At 72.5% G+C, this 15,303-nt stretch carries 14 protein-coding genes; 10 read left to right on the top strand and 4 right to left on the bottom strand.

Annotation, left to right across the window (positions count from 1 at the left end):
• The first annotated feature begins 6 nt into the window (after window positions 1–6).
• The 10 genes from ACIBO1_RS13910 to ACIBO1_RS13955 all read left to right on the top strand — a co-directional run bounded on the left by ACIBO1_RS13910 (window position 7) and on the right by ACIBO1_RS13955 (window position 11,439).
• On the top strand, window positions 7–885 hold the full coding sequence (locus ACIBO1_RS13910) for a branched-chain amino acid ABC transporter permease (protein ID WP_396745512.1): 879 nt from the start codon (window positions 7–9) through the stop codon (window positions 883–885).
• Complete coding sequence (locus ACIBO1_RS13915) at window positions 882–2,006, top strand: branched-chain amino acid ABC transporter permease (protein WP_396745515.1); 1,125 nt, start codon at window positions 882–884, stop codon at window positions 2,004–2,006. The genes ACIBO1_RS13910 and ACIBO1_RS13915 overlap by 4 nt, the downstream gene beginning before the upstream one ends.
• A 14-nt stretch (window positions 2,007–2,020) precedes the next feature.
• Window positions 2,021–3,292: an ABC transporter substrate-binding protein gene (locus ACIBO1_RS13920; RefSeq protein ID WP_396745518.1), complete on the top strand. Its 1,272-nt coding sequence runs from the start codon at window positions 2,021–2,023 to the stop codon at window positions 3,290–3,292.
• A 120-nt stretch (window positions 3,293–3,412) separates the two neighbouring features.
• Complete coding sequence (locus tag ACIBO1_RS13925; RefSeq protein WP_396745521.1) at window positions 3,413–4,060, top strand: TetR/AcrR family transcriptional regulator; 648 nt, start codon at window positions 3,413–3,415, stop codon at window positions 4,058–4,060.
• Window positions 4,061–4,119: 59 nt separating this feature from the next.
• Window positions 4,120–6,909 carry a LuxR C-terminal-related transcriptional regulator gene (locus ACIBO1_RS13930; RefSeq protein WP_396745524.1) on the top strand — a complete coding sequence of 930 codons (2,790 nt, stop codon included), beginning with the start codon at window positions 4,120–4,122 and terminating at the stop codon, window positions 6,907–6,909.
• 153 nt (window positions 6,910–7,062) lie between these two features.
• Complete coding sequence (locus ACIBO1_RS13935; protein WP_396745527.1) at window positions 7,063–8,034, top strand: ABC transporter substrate-binding protein; 972 nt, start codon at window positions 7,063–7,065, stop codon at window positions 8,032–8,034.
• 66 nt (window positions 8,035–8,100) lie between these two features.
• On the top strand, window positions 8,101–8,901 hold the full coding sequence (locus ACIBO1_RS13940) for an ABC transporter permease (RefSeq protein ID WP_350696835.1): 801 nt from the start codon (window positions 8,101–8,103) through the stop codon (window positions 8,899–8,901).
• Window positions 8,898–9,722, top strand: coding sequence for an ABC transporter permease (locus tag ACIBO1_RS13945; protein WP_396745530.1), 825 nt, complete (start codon window positions 8,898–8,900; stop codon window positions 9,720–9,722). The genes ACIBO1_RS13940 and ACIBO1_RS13945 overlap by 4 nt, the downstream gene beginning before the upstream one ends.
• Window positions 9,715–10,515 carry an ABC transporter ATP-binding protein gene (locus tag ACIBO1_RS13950; protein WP_396745533.1) on the top strand — a complete coding sequence of 267 codons (801 nt, stop codon included), beginning with the start codon at window positions 9,715–9,717 and terminating at the stop codon, window positions 10,513–10,515. The genes ACIBO1_RS13945 and ACIBO1_RS13950 overlap by 8 nt, the downstream gene beginning before the upstream one ends.
• A gap of 36 nt (window positions 10,516–10,551) precedes the next feature.
• Window positions 10,552–11,439, top strand: a complete 888-nt coding sequence (locus ACIBO1_RS13955) for a PaaX family transcriptional regulator C-terminal domain-containing protein (protein WP_396745536.1) — start codon at window positions 10,552–10,554, stop codon at window positions 11,437–11,439.
• On the opposite strand, the gene ACIBO1_RS13960 is transcribed toward ACIBO1_RS13955, so the two are convergent.
• The 4 genes from ACIBO1_RS13960 to ACIBO1_RS13975 all read right to left on the bottom strand — a co-directional run bounded on the left by ACIBO1_RS13960 (window position 11,345) and on the right by ACIBO1_RS13975 (window position 15,259).
• Window positions 11,345–12,886, bottom strand: a complete 1,542-nt coding sequence (locus tag ACIBO1_RS13960) for a long-chain fatty acid--CoA ligase (RefSeq protein WP_396745539.1) — start codon at window positions 12,884–12,886, stop codon at window positions 11,345–11,347. The genes ACIBO1_RS13955 and ACIBO1_RS13960 overlap by 95 nt on opposite strands.
• 71 nt (window positions 12,887–12,957) lie before the next feature.
• Complete coding sequence (locus tag ACIBO1_RS13965) at window positions 12,958–13,410, bottom strand: MaoC family dehydratase (protein ID WP_396745542.1); 453 nt, start codon at window positions 13,408–13,410, stop codon at window positions 12,958–12,960.
• A gap of 16 nt (window positions 13,411–13,426) precedes the next feature.
• A complete protein-coding gene (locus ACIBO1_RS13970) occupies window positions 13,427–14,308 on the bottom strand; it encodes an amidohydrolase family protein (protein ID WP_396745545.1) in 882 nt (293 codons plus the stop codon).
• 24 nt (window positions 14,309–14,332) lie between these two features.
• Window positions 14,333–15,259, bottom strand: a complete 927-nt coding sequence (locus ACIBO1_RS13975; RefSeq protein ID WP_396745548.1) for an SDR family oxidoreductase — start codon at window positions 15,257–15,259, stop codon at window positions 14,333–14,335.
• Window positions 15,260–15,303: the final 44 nt, after the last annotated feature.

Consider the following 15,303-nt stretch of genomic DNA (forward strand, 5'->3'; position numbering starts at 1 on the left):
GGATCGTTGGACCGCTTCCTCTTCCTCACCCTCGACGGGCTGTCCCGAGGGGCGGTGTACGCGGCGTTCGCCCTTGCCCTGGTGCTCATCTGGCGGGCCGCCCGCATCGTCAACTTCGCCCAGGGCGCGATGGCCGTCGCCGCCGCGTACGCCGGGTACGCGGTGACCGCCGCCACCGGCTCGTACTGGGTGGGGTTCGCCGCCGCGCTGGTGGCCGGTCTGCTGCTCGGCGCACTCGTCGACGTGGCGGTGATGCGGCTGGTGGACCACCGCTCACCACTCAACCCGGTGATCGTCGCGCTCGGGCTGGTGCTGCTGATCCAGGCCGTCCTCGGCATGGTCCACGGCAACGAGTACCTGCCGGTCCAGGCCCCGTTGAGCCGTACCGCACTGACCGCCGGTGGGCTGGCCGTGCTGTCGCCGTACGACCTGTTCGTCCTCGCCACCGTCGGCGTGGTCGGCGCGGCCCTGGTCTGGATCTTCACCCGGACGGCGGTCGGCCTGCGGATGCGCGCGGCGGCGTTCGCGCCCGAGGTCTCCCGGCTGCTCGGGGTCGACGTGGCCGGGATGCGGACCCTCGGTTGGGCGCTGGCCTCCGGCGTCGGCGCCCTGGCCGGCATGCTGGTGGTGCCGACCGAGCTGGGCCTGCACCCGCACGCCATGGACCTGGTCTTCGTCACCGCGTTCACCGCGGCGGTGGTCGGCGGGTTGGACAGCCCACCCGGCGCCGTCGTCGGCGGCCTCGGCGTGGGGCTGCTGCTCTCCTACGTCAGCGGGTACGCCGGTGGTGACCTCATCCCCCTCGCGGTGCTCGCCCTGCTGCTGGCGGTGCTGCTGCTGCGTCCCGGTGGCCTGTTCGCCCCGGTGCGCGCGAGGCGGGTGTGAGCGCCACCCGGGCGGCGTCGCCGCCCCGCCCCGCCGTCGACGCGCCCACCGGATTCCGGCCGGTGCCGACCCTGCTGCGACACCTCGCCGTGGCGCTCGTCGCCGCGCTGGTGGTGCTGGTCCTCAGCTACCAGCTCGACCCGTTCCGCAACTTCCAACTGGCCACCGTCGCCGCGTACGTCTGTGCGACCGCCGGGCTGACCGTCCTGACCGGACTGTGCGGTCAGCTCTCCCTCGGGCACGGGGCGCTGATGGCCACCGGCGCGTACACCGTCGCGCTGTGCCAGCGCGCCTTCGCCGACCGGGGCGTCACCTCCGGTGCGGTGCTGCCGGTGTCGTTGGGCGCGGCGGTGCTGGTCACCGTGGTCGTCGGCGTGGTCGTCGGGGTGGCCGCCGCCCGGCTGCGCGGCCCGTACCTGGCCGGGCTCACCCTGGCCGTCGCGGTGGTGGTGCCGGCGTCGGCGGTCACCTTCGACGGTCTCCTCAACGGTGAACAGGGCCTGGCGGTGCCGACCGCCCCGGCACCGGCCGCCCTGGGGGCCGCGTTCCCGTACGAGCGCTGGCAGCTGTGGTCGGCCGCCACGGCGGCCCTGCTCTGCCTGGTGCTGTTGGCGAACCTGGTCCGCAGTCGGTACGGCCGCGCCTTCCGGGCGGTACGCGACGACGAGGTGGCCGCCCGCCTCGCCGGCATCCACGTGGCCCGTACCCAGGTCGTCGCGTTCGTGGTCAGCGCCGCCGCCGCCGGTCTCGGCGGTGCCCTGCTGGCGGTGCTGGCGCAGAGCGTGTCGCCCGGCGCGTTCGGCCTGACCCTGTCGCTGTTCCTGGTGATGGCGGTGGTCATCGGCGGCCTCGGCCGGCTGGCCGGCGCGGTCTGGGGCGCCGTCGCGCTGGTCGCCCTGCCCGACCTCGCGCACTCGGTGACCGACCTGCTCACCCTCGCACCGGCGACCGCCCGACGACTGGAGGGCAACCTGCCGTTGGCGATCTTCGGCAGCACGTTGATCGTCGTCATGATCGCCGCGCCCGGTGGCGTGCAGGGCGCCCTGTCCCGCCTGGGCCGGGCGCTGCGGAAACGACGGCCGCCACACCCCACCCACCACCCCGCACCACCGGACCGATGAAAGGTCGGTGTCCCATGCGCTCCACGACACGACGCGGTCTCGCGACCGCCACCGCGCTCGTCCTGCTCGCCGGCTCCGTGGCCTGCGGCGGCGACGATTCCTCCGGCACCGTCCCCGGAGTCACCGACACGGAGATCGTCGTCGGCACCCACATGCCGCTGACCGGTCCGGCGTCGGCCGGCTACTCGAAGATCGCCCCGGCCACGAAGGCGTACTTCGACCACGTCAACGCCACCGGCGGCGTGCACGGCCGGAAGATCACCTACCGGTTCGTGGACGACGGGTACAACCCGGCGAACACCCAACAGGTGGTCCGGCAACTGGTGCTCCAGGACCGGGTCTTCGCGATCCTCAACGGTCTCGGTACGCCCACCCACACCGGCGTGCTCGACTTCCTGCACACCAACCGGGTCCCCGACCTCTTCGTCGCCTCCGGCAGCCGCAACTGGGACCAGCCCGACCGCTACCCGGGCACCTTCGGCTTCAACCCGGACTACACCGTCGAGGGCAAGATCCTCGCTCACCACGTGCGGACCACGCTGCCCGGCCGGAAGGTCTGCTTCCTCGGTCAGGACGACGACTTCGGGCGGGACGCCCTGGTCGGTGTGGAAAAGGTGCTGGGCGCCGAGGCGATCGTGGCCCGGCAGACGTACGTCACCAGCAACACCAACGTGGCGCCGCAGATCGGTGCGTTCAAGGCGGCCGGCTGCGAGGTCGTCATCCTGGCCACCGTGCCGGGCTTCACCGCGCTCTCCGTCGGCACCGCCGCCCGGCTGGGCTTCCGCCCGCAGTGGCTGGTCTCGAACGTCGGCGCCGACCAGCCGACCCTGGCCCGTCAGCTCGGCGACGCCGCCGGTCTGCTGGAGGGGATGGTCGGGCTGAACTACCTGCCGATGCCCACCGACACCGGCGACCCGTGGATCCAGCTCTTCAGCCGGGTGAACGCCGAGTACAACGGCGGCGCGGAACTCGACGGCAACGTCGTCTACGGCATGGCCGTCGGGTACCTCTTCGTGCAGGTGTTGCTGGCCGCCGGGCCCGAGCTGACCCGGGGCGGGTTGCTGGCGGCCGTCGCCCGGGGTGGCTTCCAGGGCCCGGGTGTGGCGCCGCTGCGGTTCTCCGCCACCGACCACTCCGGGTACGGCGGCGGCCGGCTGAGCCGGGTCGACGGGGGAGTGCAGCGCTACTTCGGCCCCACCTACCAGACCGACGAGGAGGACGGGTCGGTCGAGGAGTACACCGCGCCGCCGGTGACACCCCCGGCCGACGGGGTGCCGACGACCTGACCGCCGACACTCCGACTCGCCGGACACGCAGCACGGCATATCGGGCGCAAACCCCCGCCGTCGCACGCGTCTAGACTCGGCTCGCACGACGGAACGTGACGGTGGGGGAGGCGGGCGCGGATGGGCAGGGCCGAGGCAGCGGGTCGGGCGGCGACACCGACGGCGGCCGAGGCGACAGGCCGCGTCGACGGGCGGACCGCCCGGGCCGAGCGCACCCGGGCGGCCATCGTGGAGGCGCACCTGGCCCTGATCTCCGAGGGTGACCTGCGCCCGACCGGTGAGCGCATCGCCGAGCGGGCCGGGATCTCGCTGCGGACGCTCTGGACCAACTTCAAGGACATGGAGACCCTGTTCGAGGCGAGCGGCCGGGAGCTGCTGCGCCAGCAGGACGCCGCCTGGCGGCCGATCTCGCCGACGTTGCCGCTGGCCAAGCGGGTGGACGCGTACTGCCGGCAGCGGGCGAAGCTGCTGCAACTCATCGCACCGGCGGCGCGGGCGGCCCAGATGCGCGAGCCGTTCTCCGCGCAACTGCGTCGCAACCGGCTCAAGCACCTGGCCCGGGTACGCGACGAGGTCGAGGAGTTGTTCGCCGCCGAGCTGGCGCGCGCCGGCGCAGGTCGTGACCAACTGGTTCACGCGGTGGTGGCGGCGAGCACCTGGCCGGCCTGGTCGACGCTGCGCGACGGTCTCGGTCTCGGTGTGGACGCCGCCCGCGCCGTGTTGACCCGGACCGTGGAGGCCCTGTTCAGGACGGTCGCCGAAGCCTGATCCCCCTTTCCAAGCCGCCCGACGTGGGCGAGACTCGATGCATGGTTAATGCATCACGAGTGCAAATAACCTTCATCTGCGGTCGGCAACACGAGTGTCGGCAGATCCGGGACCTGCTCGCGACACCACCGGGGGCGGCCCTGCTGCTGCACGGCGAGCCCGGCGCGGGCCGGACCACCCTGCTGGCGTACGCCCACCGGCACGCCGACGACCGGACGGTGCTCAGCGCGGCCGGACTGGCCGACGAGGCCGAGCTGCCCTACGCGGGTCTGCAACGGCTGCTCGATCCGGTCCGCGACCACGCCGCCGACCTGCCCGAGCGGCAGCGTCGGGTGCTGCACCGCGCGCTGACCGGGGACGGCTGCGGCGACGGCGACCGGCTCACCCTCACCGTGGCCGTCCTCGGACTGCTGGGCCGTGCCGCGCGGGAACGCCCGCTGCTGTGCACCATGGACGACCTGGACACCGGGGACGCGCCGACCGCCCGGATCCTGGCCTTCGTGGCCCGGCGGCTGCGGCACCTGCCGGTCACGCTCCTGCTCACCGCCGGTGAGGGCAGCCCGCTGGCCGGGATTCCCAGCCGTCGACTGCCGCCGCTGGACGAGACCGCCAGTCGTGCGCTGCTCGCCGCCCGGTGCCCCGGACCACCGCCGGACTCGGTGCTCGCCACGCTGGCCGCGATCGGTGCCGGCAATCCCCAGGCCCTGGTGGACCTGGCCGACGCGCTCACCCGGGGCCAGTGGCTCGGGCGCGAGCCGTTGCCCGGCGCGCCGCCCGCAGACGGCAACCTCGGCCGCGCGTACCGGGCCATGCTGGACCGGCTGCCCGCCGACACCCGACGCGTCCTGCTGCTGACCGCGCTCGCCGCCGACATCGGCTCCGGCGTGCTGGCCCGAGCCGCCCGGACCGCCGGAACGGCCGTCGAGGCGCTGGCCCCGGCCGAGACGGCGGGGCTGGTGCGGACCGGCCCGTACGGCGACGTCACCTTCCCCCGACCGCTCGCCCGCGCGATGGTCGAGGCCACCGCCTCGGCGACCGAGCGGCGGACGGCGCACCTGCTGCTCGCCGCCGCCTGCGGTGCTCCTGGTCAGCGGCTGCGGCGGGCGCTGCACCGAGCCGCCGCCACCGACGCCCCGGACCCGGTGCTGGCCGCCGACCTGGTGGCGGTCGCCGACGACGGCGGGTACTCGGTCGACACGGCGGCGGCACTGGCCCGGGCCGCCGAGCTGACCGACGACCCGGCGCTGGCCGCCGAGCGGCGGCTCACCGCCGCCCGTCATGCCTGGACGATCGGGCGCACCGGCCAGGCCCGCGCCCTGCTGCGGGCGCTGCCCGACCCGCCGGAGGGCACCGGGGTCGGTGGACCGGTCACGCCCCGGGAGGTCGCTCTCGGCGGCCGGTCCGCCCTGCTGCGCGGCGAGATACGGCTGCGCTGCGGCACGCCGTCCACCGCGCTGCCCGTGCTGCTGGCCGCCGCCGACGCGCTGACCGGCACCGATCGCGCGGCGGCCCGGCTCGCCCTGCTGCGGGCCGGCGAGGCGGTGTGCTTCTCCGGGGAGCAGTACCGCTACGCCGAGGTGGCCCGTCACCCGGCCGCGATGCGTCGCGACACCGACGACCCGGAGGCGGAACTACTGACCACCCTGGTCGCCGGAATCGCCGCGACACTGCGGGGCGAACACGCGCGCGGTGGGCCGCTGCTGCGCCGGGCGGTCGTCCTGGGCGGCCGGTCCGGCGTCGCCCTCACCCCGACCGCGCTGACCGGCGCGGCCGTCGCCGGCCTGCTGGTGGCGGTGGACGCCGCCGCGCACCGGCTCGCCGACCGCGCGGTGGAACTGGCCCGGACCCGGGGCGAGGTGTGCCTGCTGCCGCGCGCGCTGGAGCTGCGGGCGATGAGCGAGTACTGGTTGGGCCGGCACGACGCGGCGGCACGCAGTTGCCGCGAGGGGCTGCTGCTGGCCCGCTCCGGTGACCAGCATGCCAGCGCGGGGGTGCACCTCGGTCTGCTCGCCGTGCTCGCCGCGGTCCGCGCCGACCGGGACGCCGGCCTGCGGTACGTGGCCGAGATCGGGGACAGCGCCGCGCCGGGCAGCCGCCCGTACGCGCTGGCCCAGTGGGCGTTGTCCGTGCTCGACCTGGTGGACGGCCGGTACGCCGACGCCGCCGACCGGCTCACCTCGCTGGCCCGCCCGGGCACCGGCCGGGGTCAGGTCCTGGTGCAGGTGATGGCGACGCCGCATCTGGTGGAGGCCGCCGCCTGCGCCGGTCGTCCCGCGCAGGCCCACGCCGCGCTGGCGGTCTTCGACCGCTGGGTCGGCAGTACCACCAGCTCGTCGCGACGGGCGCTCTCCGCGCGGTGCCACGCGCTGCTGGCGCCCCGGGGCAGCGCCGAGGCGGAGGAATCGTTCCGGGCCGCCCTGCGACTGCACCCGGCCGACGTCGCCACCTTCGAGCGGGCCCGCACCGAGCTGCTGTTCGGCCGGGAGCTGCGGCGTCGCCGTCGACCGCGCGACGCCCGGGCGTACCTGCACCGCGCCCGGCAGGCGTTCGTGCTGCTCGGCGCGCAGACCTGGGCCGAGCAGGCGACGGCCGAGCTGCGGGCGGCGGGGGAGTCGGTCGGTGTGCCGCAGCGCCCGGCCGAACGGCTGCTCACCGGCCAGCAGCTCCGCATCGCGCGGCTGGTCGCCGAGGGCGCCACCAACCGGGAGATCGCCGATCGGATGTTCCTGTCCACCCGGACCGTCGACCACCACCTGCGCAACGTGTTCCACCGGCTCGGCGTGCGGTCACGTACCGAGCTGACCCGCGCGTTGGACGGGACACCACCGCAATATTCAACCTATTCATGACGGGCGTCAGAAATTCTTGACATCTGGTGCTCGGGTGACTGAACATGGCCACCACGGCAGGGTGACCCCACTCACACCCGAACGCGTCCGCACCTTCGAGGCATCCGCCGTGTCGACGCACCCCACCGCCCCCGCCCAGGAAGGGCCCCGTCCATGAAGAAGGTCATCACTTTCGGGCTGGTCGCCGCCGTCGCGATCGCCCTCACCGCATGTACCGACTCCGACGCGACCGGCACCGAGCCGTCCGACGGCGACCTGCGCCAGGTGCGGGTCGCGGCGCTACCCATCACCGAGACCGCCGCGCTGTGGGGCGGCATCGAGGCGGGCATCTTCGCCAAGCACGGGCTGGGGGTCGAGGTGCTGCCCGCGCAGGGCGGTGCCCAGGCGATTCCGGCGCTGATCAACGGTGACATCGAGTTCGCCATCGGCCAGCCGTTCGGTCCGTTCCGGGCCGACCTGCAGGACCTCGGCGTGGTGATGATCGGCAACTACGCGTCCTCGTACGCCGAGGGCGACGACATCAACGCCGTCGTGGCGTCCGCGGCGTCGGGCATCACCCGGCCCGCCCAGCTCGCCGGGAAGCGGGTGTCGGTGAACAGTCTGGGCGCGGCCGGTGACGTGACCATCATGGCCGCGGTGGAGAAGGACGGCGGTGACCCGTCCACCATCAGGTTCGTCGAGGTCGCGTTCCCGGACGCGCCGGCCCAGCTGGAGGCCGGCAACATCGACGCCGCCTGGGTGCCGGAGCCGTTCGTCACGCAGCTGCGGGGCCGGGGGGACGCCTTCGTGGTCGCGCCCTACCAGGAGGTCGTCCCGGGGCTCGCCACGCTGACCACGATCACCACGAAGGAGCGGACCGAGTCCGACGCCGAGCTGATCGCCGCCTTCTCGACGGCGATGAAGGAGACGCTCCAGTGGGCGCAGGACCCCGCCAACGAGGCGGACGTCCGGCAAGCCATCAAGGACAATTTGCAGCTTCCCGAGCCGGTGGCGGACTCGGTACGACTGCCCGAGTTCGGCTGGGACCTGGACCGGGAGAGCCTGACCACGCTCGCCACGCTCGCCGGCAAGTACCAGGTGCTCGATCGGCAGCCGAACTTCGACCGTCTCATCCAGCAGCAGTAGCCCTCGCGGTCCCGCCCTTCCCGGCCGACCGCCGGGGAGGGCGTCGCCGCCGACCACGGGAGCGACATGCACGTGTCATCCATCCGGCGGACCCGCCCGCCACGCAAGGTGCTGCTGGGCGCCGCAGGTCTGGTGGGATTCCTCGTCGTCTGGCAGTTGGTGCCGACGCTCGGCCTGGTCAACTCGCAGTACCTGCCGTACGTCACGGACGTGCTGGTCCGGCTCGCCGAGGAGTTCCGCGACGTCGCCTTCTGGCGGCGGCTCGGTCACACCATGACCTCGTGGGCGATCGGGCTGACCGTGGCGACGGTCGCCGCGGTCGTCCTGGGCACCCTCGTCGGGCTGGTGCCCGTCCTGCGTCGCGCGACCCACACGATGGTCGAGTTCCTGCGCCCGATCCCCTCGGTGGCACTCATCCCGCTGGCCGTGCTGATGTTCGGCATCCAGATGAAGGCCGCGCTCGTGATCATCATCTACGCGTCCTTCTGGCAGGTGTTCGTGCAGGTCATCTATGGGGTGGCGGACGTCGACGCGGTGGCCCGGGACACCGCGCGCAGCTTCCGGCTCACCCGGCGCGAGCGCCTGACCTATCTCGTGCTGCCGACCACCCTGCCGTACCTGATGACGGGTGTCCGGCTGGGCGCGGCGGTGGCGCTCATCCTCGCCATCACCTCGGAGATGGTGATCGGCAACCCCGGGTTGGGACGGATGATCGAGCTGTCCCGCTCCGCCGGTGACGCGGTCGGTCTGTACGCCCTGGTGGTGGTCACCGGCCTGCTCGGGCTGCTGGTGAACCTCGTCTTCCGGTTCGTCGAGCGGCGCTCACTGTCCTGGCACCAGTCCGTCCGAGGAGAGGAGCCCCGATGACCGCGCGCGCCGAACGGATCGCCGCCCGGCCGCGCGGTCGTCATGTCGCGTCCCGCGTCGCGTCGGGCTTCCTCTACTCGCTCGGGCTGCCCTTCCTGCTCCTGGTGGTCTGGGGTGCGGCGTCGACGGTGTCGACGAACCGGTTCTTCCCCGGCCCGCTCACCATCGGCGAGGCGTTCCGGGAGACCTGGGTCGGCCCCGCCTTCGTCCACGACGTGCTGCCCAGCCTCTATCGACTCGTGCTCGGCATCGCCGCGTCGATCGTGATCGGCGTCGCCCTCGGCACGCTCATCGGACTGTTCCGGTGGCTGAGCGAACTGCTGGAGCCGCTGCTGGAGTTCTTCCGGGCCATCCCCCCGCCGGTGCTGATCCCGGTGGTGATGCTGCTGCTGGGCATCACCGACACGATGAAGGTGGTGGTCATCGTCTCCGGCGCCGTCTGGCCGATCCTGCTGAACACCATCGACGGTGTCCGGGCCACCGACAGCGTCATGTCCGAGACCGCCGACTCGTTCCGGATCACCTGGTGGGAGCGACTGCGCTTCCTCGTGCTGCCGGCGGCGAGCCCACGCATCATGGCCGGCGTCCGGCAGGGGCTCTCGGTGGCGCTGATCCTGATGGTGATCTCGGAGATGTTCGCCTCGTCCGCCGGGTTGGGCTACCGGATCGCGTACTTCCAGCGGAACTACCTCATCGCCGAGATGTGGAGCGGCATCCTCCTGCTCGGCCTCGTCGGCGTCCTGCTCGCCGCGACCTTCGGTGTCGTCGAACGGCGGGTGCTGCGTTGGTACCACGGAATCAGGGAGGTCAACCGTGCCTGAGCGGGACATGTTGCTCAAGGTGGAGCACCTACGGAAGGTGTACGAGTCCGCGTCCGGCGACGTCGAGGCGATCGGGGACGTCAGCTTCACCATGGCCGCCGGTGAACTCGTCTGCATCGTCGGCCCCTCCGGCTGCGGCAAGACCACGCTGCTGAAATGCCTGGCCGGGTTGCTGCGGCCCACCGGCGGGCTGGTCGAGATGCACGGGACCCCGGTGACCGGCCCGAGTCCCGCCATGGCCGTCGTCTTCCAGGAGTACGGCCGCAGCCTCTATCCGTGGCTGACCGTGCGGGGCAACGTCGAACTGCCGTTGCGGCACAAGAAGTTGTCCCGGGCGGCACGCGAGCGGCTGGTCACCGACGCGATCGAGGCGGTGGGCCTCGGGCACGCCGCCCGCAGCCACCCCTGGCAGCTCTCCGGCGGCATGCAGCAGCGGGTGGCGATCGCCCGGGCGGTCGCGTACGAGCCGGAAGTGCTGATCATGGACGAGCCGTTCGCGGCGGTCGACGCCCAGACCCGGGCGGACCTGGAGGACCTGGTGCGGGAGCTGCACGCGACCCGCAAGATATCGATCGTCTTCGTTACACACGACATCGACGAGTCGGTCTACCTGGGCGAACGGGTTCTAGTATTGTCCAAGTCGCCGACCTGGGTGCAGGAGGATCTCGCCATCGACCTGCCGCCGGAGCGTGACCAGATCACGACTCGCGCGCTACCCCGCTTCACGGAGCTGCGGACCCACGTCTACGACCAGATCCGGCGCGCCAAGGGCGCCCAGACCGTCGCCCCGTGACCGTCGCCAGGTCGGAGCCGTCCGAGAGGGAGGACTGTGCGCAGTCGTCAGCCGAAGCAACTGCTGCTCGCGTTCTTCGGTGAACACGTCGTCGACGACGATCCGGGGCCGGTTCGCGCCAGTGTCCTGATCGGGGTGCTGGAGGGGGCGGGGGTCGCCGCCCCGGCGACCCGGGCCACCCTCGACCGGCTCGTGCAGACCGGCATCCTCGCCCGCAGCAAGAGCGGCCGGGAGATCCAGTTCTCGCTGACCGAGCACGGCGTGGCGGTGCTGCGCGAGGCGACCGAGCGGGTCCGTGGCCCACGCCCGTTCGATCCGCAGGGCACCGGCTGGACCCTCGTCACGTTCACCATCCCGGAGGGGCAGCGGACCCTGCGTCACCGGCTGCGGTCCACGCTGACCTGGGAGGGCTTCGCGCCGCTGCGCGACGGGCTGTGGCTGGCGCCCGGCGAGGTCGACCTCGCCGGGTCGCTGGAACCGCTGTGTCGGGACCTGCCGCCGAACACGGTGATCGCCTTCCACGCCCGCGAACTGGCCGGGTTCCCGATCGCCGAGAGCGTCCGGGCCGCCTGGGACATCGAGGCGATCCGACGCGAGCACCTGGCGTTCATCGAGGTGTGGGAGGACCCGGAGGCGGCGACGCAGGCCCCCAGCGCGCTCACCGTCCGCACGATGCTGGTGGCGGACTGGCTCGCGTTGCTGCGCGCCGATCCGCGACTACCGCGCGAGTTCATGGACGCGCAGTGGCCGGCCGCCCGGTCGACGCAGGTCTACCGACGGATGCACGAACGGTTGGCCGACGCCTCCGCCGCGGAGTTCGCCGCGCTGGTCACCACTCGCGCTGCCACCACCCGCCGAAGCGGCTCCGCAGGTCCGCCTTCCGCACCTTCCCCGACGCGGTCCGCGGCAGTTCGTTCACGATGACCACGTTCTTGGGCAGCTTGTAACGGGCCACCTTGCCGTCAAGGAAATCGCGGACGGTGTCGACGTCCACGGCGACACCCGCGCGGATCGTCATGATCGCCCAGGGCACCTCGCCCCAGCGCTCGTCCGGGACGCCGATGACCGCCACACCGGTAACCCCGTCGATCTCGCCGAGCAGCAGCTCGATCTCGGCCGGGTAGATGTTCTCCCCACCCGAGATGATCATGTCTTTGAGGCGGCCCGCGATGTGCAGGTAGCCGTCGTCGTCCAGGTAGCCGAGGTCACCGGAGCGGAACCAGCCGTCCGTGGTGAACGCGCCGGCCGTCGCCTCGGGCATCCGGTGGTAGCCCCGGAACACGTTCGGGCCGGCGATCTCGATCTCGCCGATGCTGCCGGCGGGAGCCGGGCCGCCGTCGGTGTCGGCGACGCGTACCTCGGTGAAGAAGTGCGGCAGGCCCACGCTGCCCTGCTTCGCCCGGGTCATGGCCGGCGGCAGCGAGGTGGCTCCCGGTGACGCCTCGGTCATGCCGTAGCCCTGCGAGAACGACAGGCCCCGCTCCTCGTACGCGTTGAGCACCCGGACCGGCACCGCCGAGCCGCCGCAGGTGAGCTTGCCCAGGGTGGACAGGTCGGTGGTGGCCCAGTCCGGGTGGTCGGCCATCAGCTGGAAGGTGGTCGGTACGCCGCTGAGCATGGTGACGCCGTGCCGTGCGATCTGGGCGAGCGCGCGTCCCGGCTCGAAGCCCTTTTCCAGCACCAGGGTGCCGCCCTTGAGGAGGATCGGCAGCGCGCCCATGCCGAGCGAGGCGACGTGGAACAGCGGCGAGATCATCAGGGCGATGTCGGTGGACACCACGTCGTAGTCGACGATGCAGTTCAGCGCCGTCCAGGTCAGGTTGCCGTGGGTCAGCACGGCGCCCTTGGCCCGCCCGGTGGTGCCCGAGGTGTAGACGATCGCGGCCGGGTCCCGCATGGTGATCCGTTCGGGCGCGTCGTCCCGGGGCGCGGTCTCGGCCAGCCGATCGAGGCCCGGGGCCTCCGCGCTCCCGGGGCCGGTCGGCACCACGTGCGACGGCCGGGACGACGCCGCGACCGAGGCCACCCGGGCGGTGAACTCGGGGTCGTGGACCAGCACCCGGGCACCGCTGTCGCTGAGCACGTGAGTGATCTCGGGAGTCGCCAGCCGGGTGTTGACCGGCACGAAGGCGGCGCCCAGCCGCGTGGTCCCGAACATCACCTGGAGGAACTGGGGGCTGTTCTCACCCAGGTACGCGACGGTGTCCCCCTTGCCGACGCCGAGGTGCCGCAGCGCCGCCGCGACACCGTCCGTGGCGTCGGCGAGCTGTCGGTACGTCATGGTCGCCTGCTCGCCGTAGACGAGCGCGATCTGCTCCGGTGACTTGAGTCGGCGCTTGGCCAGCCAGGCGCCGATCCCTTGGTGGTGCATCAGCAGTCTCCCGGTGGTGGAGGGCGGTGGACGGCGTCGGTGTGCGGTCGGTCGGCGGCGGTCCCGGCAGGTCAGGCGTAGAAGCGGTAGATCCCCCTGGCGACGACGGCGGGCTTGCCTGCGCCGTCGATCTCGATGGTCTGGTCGACGGCGATCTGGTAACCGCCGGCCACCTCGGTGACCTCGGCGACGACGGCCCGCATCCGCACCCGCGAGCCGACCCGCACCGGTGCCGGGAAGCGCACCTTGTCCAGGCCGTAGTTCACCTTCGTGGACACCCCGGTCACGTCGAGCAGCTCCGTCCAGAACGGCACGGCGAGAGAGAGGGTGAGGAAGCCGTGGGCGATCGGCGCACCGAACGGGCCGTCCTTGGCACGTTCCGGGTCGACGTGGATCCACTGGTGGTCGTCGGTCGCGTCGGCGAACAGGTCGATCTGGTCCTGGGTGACGGTCCGGTACTCGGTGTGCCCGAGGTCGGTGCCGCCGAGGCCGGCGAGCTGGTCGTAGGCGATGGTGGTGGTCACGGGTGTCCTTCCGTCGTCATCCGGCCAGGCGCAGCAGCCGGGCGGCGTTGTCCTTCAAGATGCCGGGCAGCACGTCGGGCTTGAGGTCGGTGCTCGCCACGTCCCGCAGCCAGCGGTCCGGGGTGAGCAGCGGGTAGTCGGTGCCGAAGAGCACCCGGCTCTTGAGGATCGAGTTGGCGTAGCGCACCAGCTCGGCCGGAAAGTACTTCGGGCTCCAGCCGGACAGGTCGATCCAGGTGTTCGGTTTGTGCGTCGCCACCGACAGCGCCTCGTCCTGCCACGGCACCGACGGGTGGGCCATGATGATCTGGAGGTCCGGGAACTCGGCGGCGACCGGGTCGAGCAGCATCGGGTTGGACAGCCCGAGCCGGAAGCCGTAGCCGCCGGGCAGTCCCGCGCCGATGCCGGTCTGCCCGGTGTGGAACAACGCCGGCAGTCCCGCCTTCTCGATCAAGCCCCACAGCGGCGCGTACTCCTCGTGGCTCGGGTCGAAGCCCTGCACGGTGGGGTGGAACTTGAACCCGCGTACGCCCTCGTCCTCGATCAGCCGGGCGGCGAGTTCCAGGGCCGCCTCGCCGGTGCGCGGGTCGACCGAGCCGAACGGCACGAGCACGTCGGCGTGCTGGGCGGCGGCACGGGCGATGTCGGCGCTGGACAGCGGCGGGTGCGCCAGTTGCGTCCGCGCGTCGACGCTGAACACCACGGCCGCCATGTTCCGTTCGCGGTAGTACTGCGCCACCGCGTCCACCGCCGGACGCGGGCCATCGGTGCGGAAGTACTTCGAGGCGGCGGCGACGAGCGGATCGGGCAGCGAGGCGTGGCCGTGGTCGTCGATCTCGATGTGTACGTGCATGTCGATCGCGGTGACGGCGTCCAGGTCGATCGCGGGCTGGTACATGCTCGGGAACCTTCGTCCGGCGGGTCAGGAGGCGGTGTCGCGGAACTCCTCGGGCAACTCAGGGAAGCGCTCGCCGACGCTGCGCAGCGCACCGGCGAACTCGGTCGGCCACGCGGTGACCAGTGCGTCGTACGACCAGCCGCCCTCGTGGTGGGCGGTGAGCGCGACCTCCGGGTGGGTCCAGATCTGGATCCGGTCGCCGCCCACGCCGATCACCTGGCCGGTCACCTCGGCGGCGCTGTCGGAGCCGAGGAAGGCGACCAACCCGGCCACGTCGTCGGAGGTGCCGAAGCCGAGGTCGTGCCGGAAGAAGGCGGGCATCGGCTCACCGGCGGCCTCGGCGCGGACCGCGGCGGCGAAGTAGGGGACGGTGGCGGTCATCGCGGTCGCGGCGACCGGGACAACGGCGTTGACCGTGATTCCGGCCCGCTTGAGCTCCAACGCCCAGGTCCGGACCATGCCGACGATGCCGGCCTTGGCGGCGGCGTAGTTGGTCTGGCCGAAGGTGCCGCGTTGGCCGGTGGGGGAGCCGATGCAGATGATCCGCCCGCCCTCGCCGGCCTGGCGCATGTGCCGCACGGCCTCGCGCACGGTGGTGAAGGTGCCGCGCAGGTGCACGCCGATCACGGTGTCGAAGTCCTCGTCGGTCATCTTCCAGAGCACCGTGTCGCGTAGCACTCCGGCGTTGGTGACCAGGATGTCGAGCCGACCGAAGCTCTCGACCGCGGTGGCGACCAGGGCCTGCGCGGTCTCGGTGGGGCCGACCGGTGCGACCACCGCGACGGCACGTCCGCCGGCCGCCCGGATCGCCGCGACGGCGTCGCCGGTCGCCTGCTCGTCCACGTCGTTGACCACGACCGCGGCACCCCGCTCCGCCAACTGACGGGCGTAGGCGAGGCCGAGACCGCGTCCGGCTCCGGTGACGATTGCGACTTTGCCGTCCAGGGACATGGGCACTCCTTCGCGTCGAGATCGATCGGAACATGAATCGTTGA

Origin of the sequence: Micromonospora sp. NPDC049903, from assembly GCF_044460945.1 — a bacterium.
Lineage (GTDB): Bacteria > Actinomycetota > Actinomycetes > Mycobacteriales > Micromonosporaceae > Micromonospora.

Bases quoted from the DNA above. Each gene is read 5' to 3' on its own strand.
- ACIBO1_RS13920 (WP_396745518.1), top strand. From the start codon at position 2,021: ATGCGCTCCACGACACGACGCGGTCTCGCGACCGCCACCGCGCTCGTC.
- ACIBO1_RS13925 (WP_396745521.1), top strand. From the start codon at position 3,413: ATGGGCAGGGCCGAGGCAGCGGGTCGGGCGGCGACACCGACGGCGGCC.
- ACIBO1_RS13935 (WP_396745527.1), top strand. From the start codon at position 7,063: ATGAAGAAGGTCATCACTTTCGGGCTGGTCGCCGCCGTCGCGATCGCC.
- ACIBO1_RS13940 (WP_350696835.1), top strand. From the start codon at position 8,101: ATGCACGTGTCATCCATCCGGCGGACCCGCCCGCCACGCAAGGTGCTG.
- ACIBO1_RS13945 (WP_396745530.1), top strand. From the start codon at position 8,898: ATGACCGCGCGCGCCGAACGGATCGCCGCCCGGCCGCGCGGTCGTCAT.
- ACIBO1_RS13960 (WP_396745539.1), bottom strand. From the start codon at position 12,886: ATGCACCACCAAGGGATCGGCGCCTGGCTGGCCAAGCGCCGACTCAAG.
- ACIBO1_RS13970 (WP_396745545.1), bottom strand. From the start codon at position 14,308: ATGTACCAGCCCGCGATCGACCTGGACGCCGTCACCGCGATCGACATG.
- ACIBO1_RS13975 (WP_396745548.1), bottom strand. From the start codon at position 15,259: ATGTCCCTGGACGGCAAAGTCGCAATCGTCACCGGAGCCGGACGCGGT.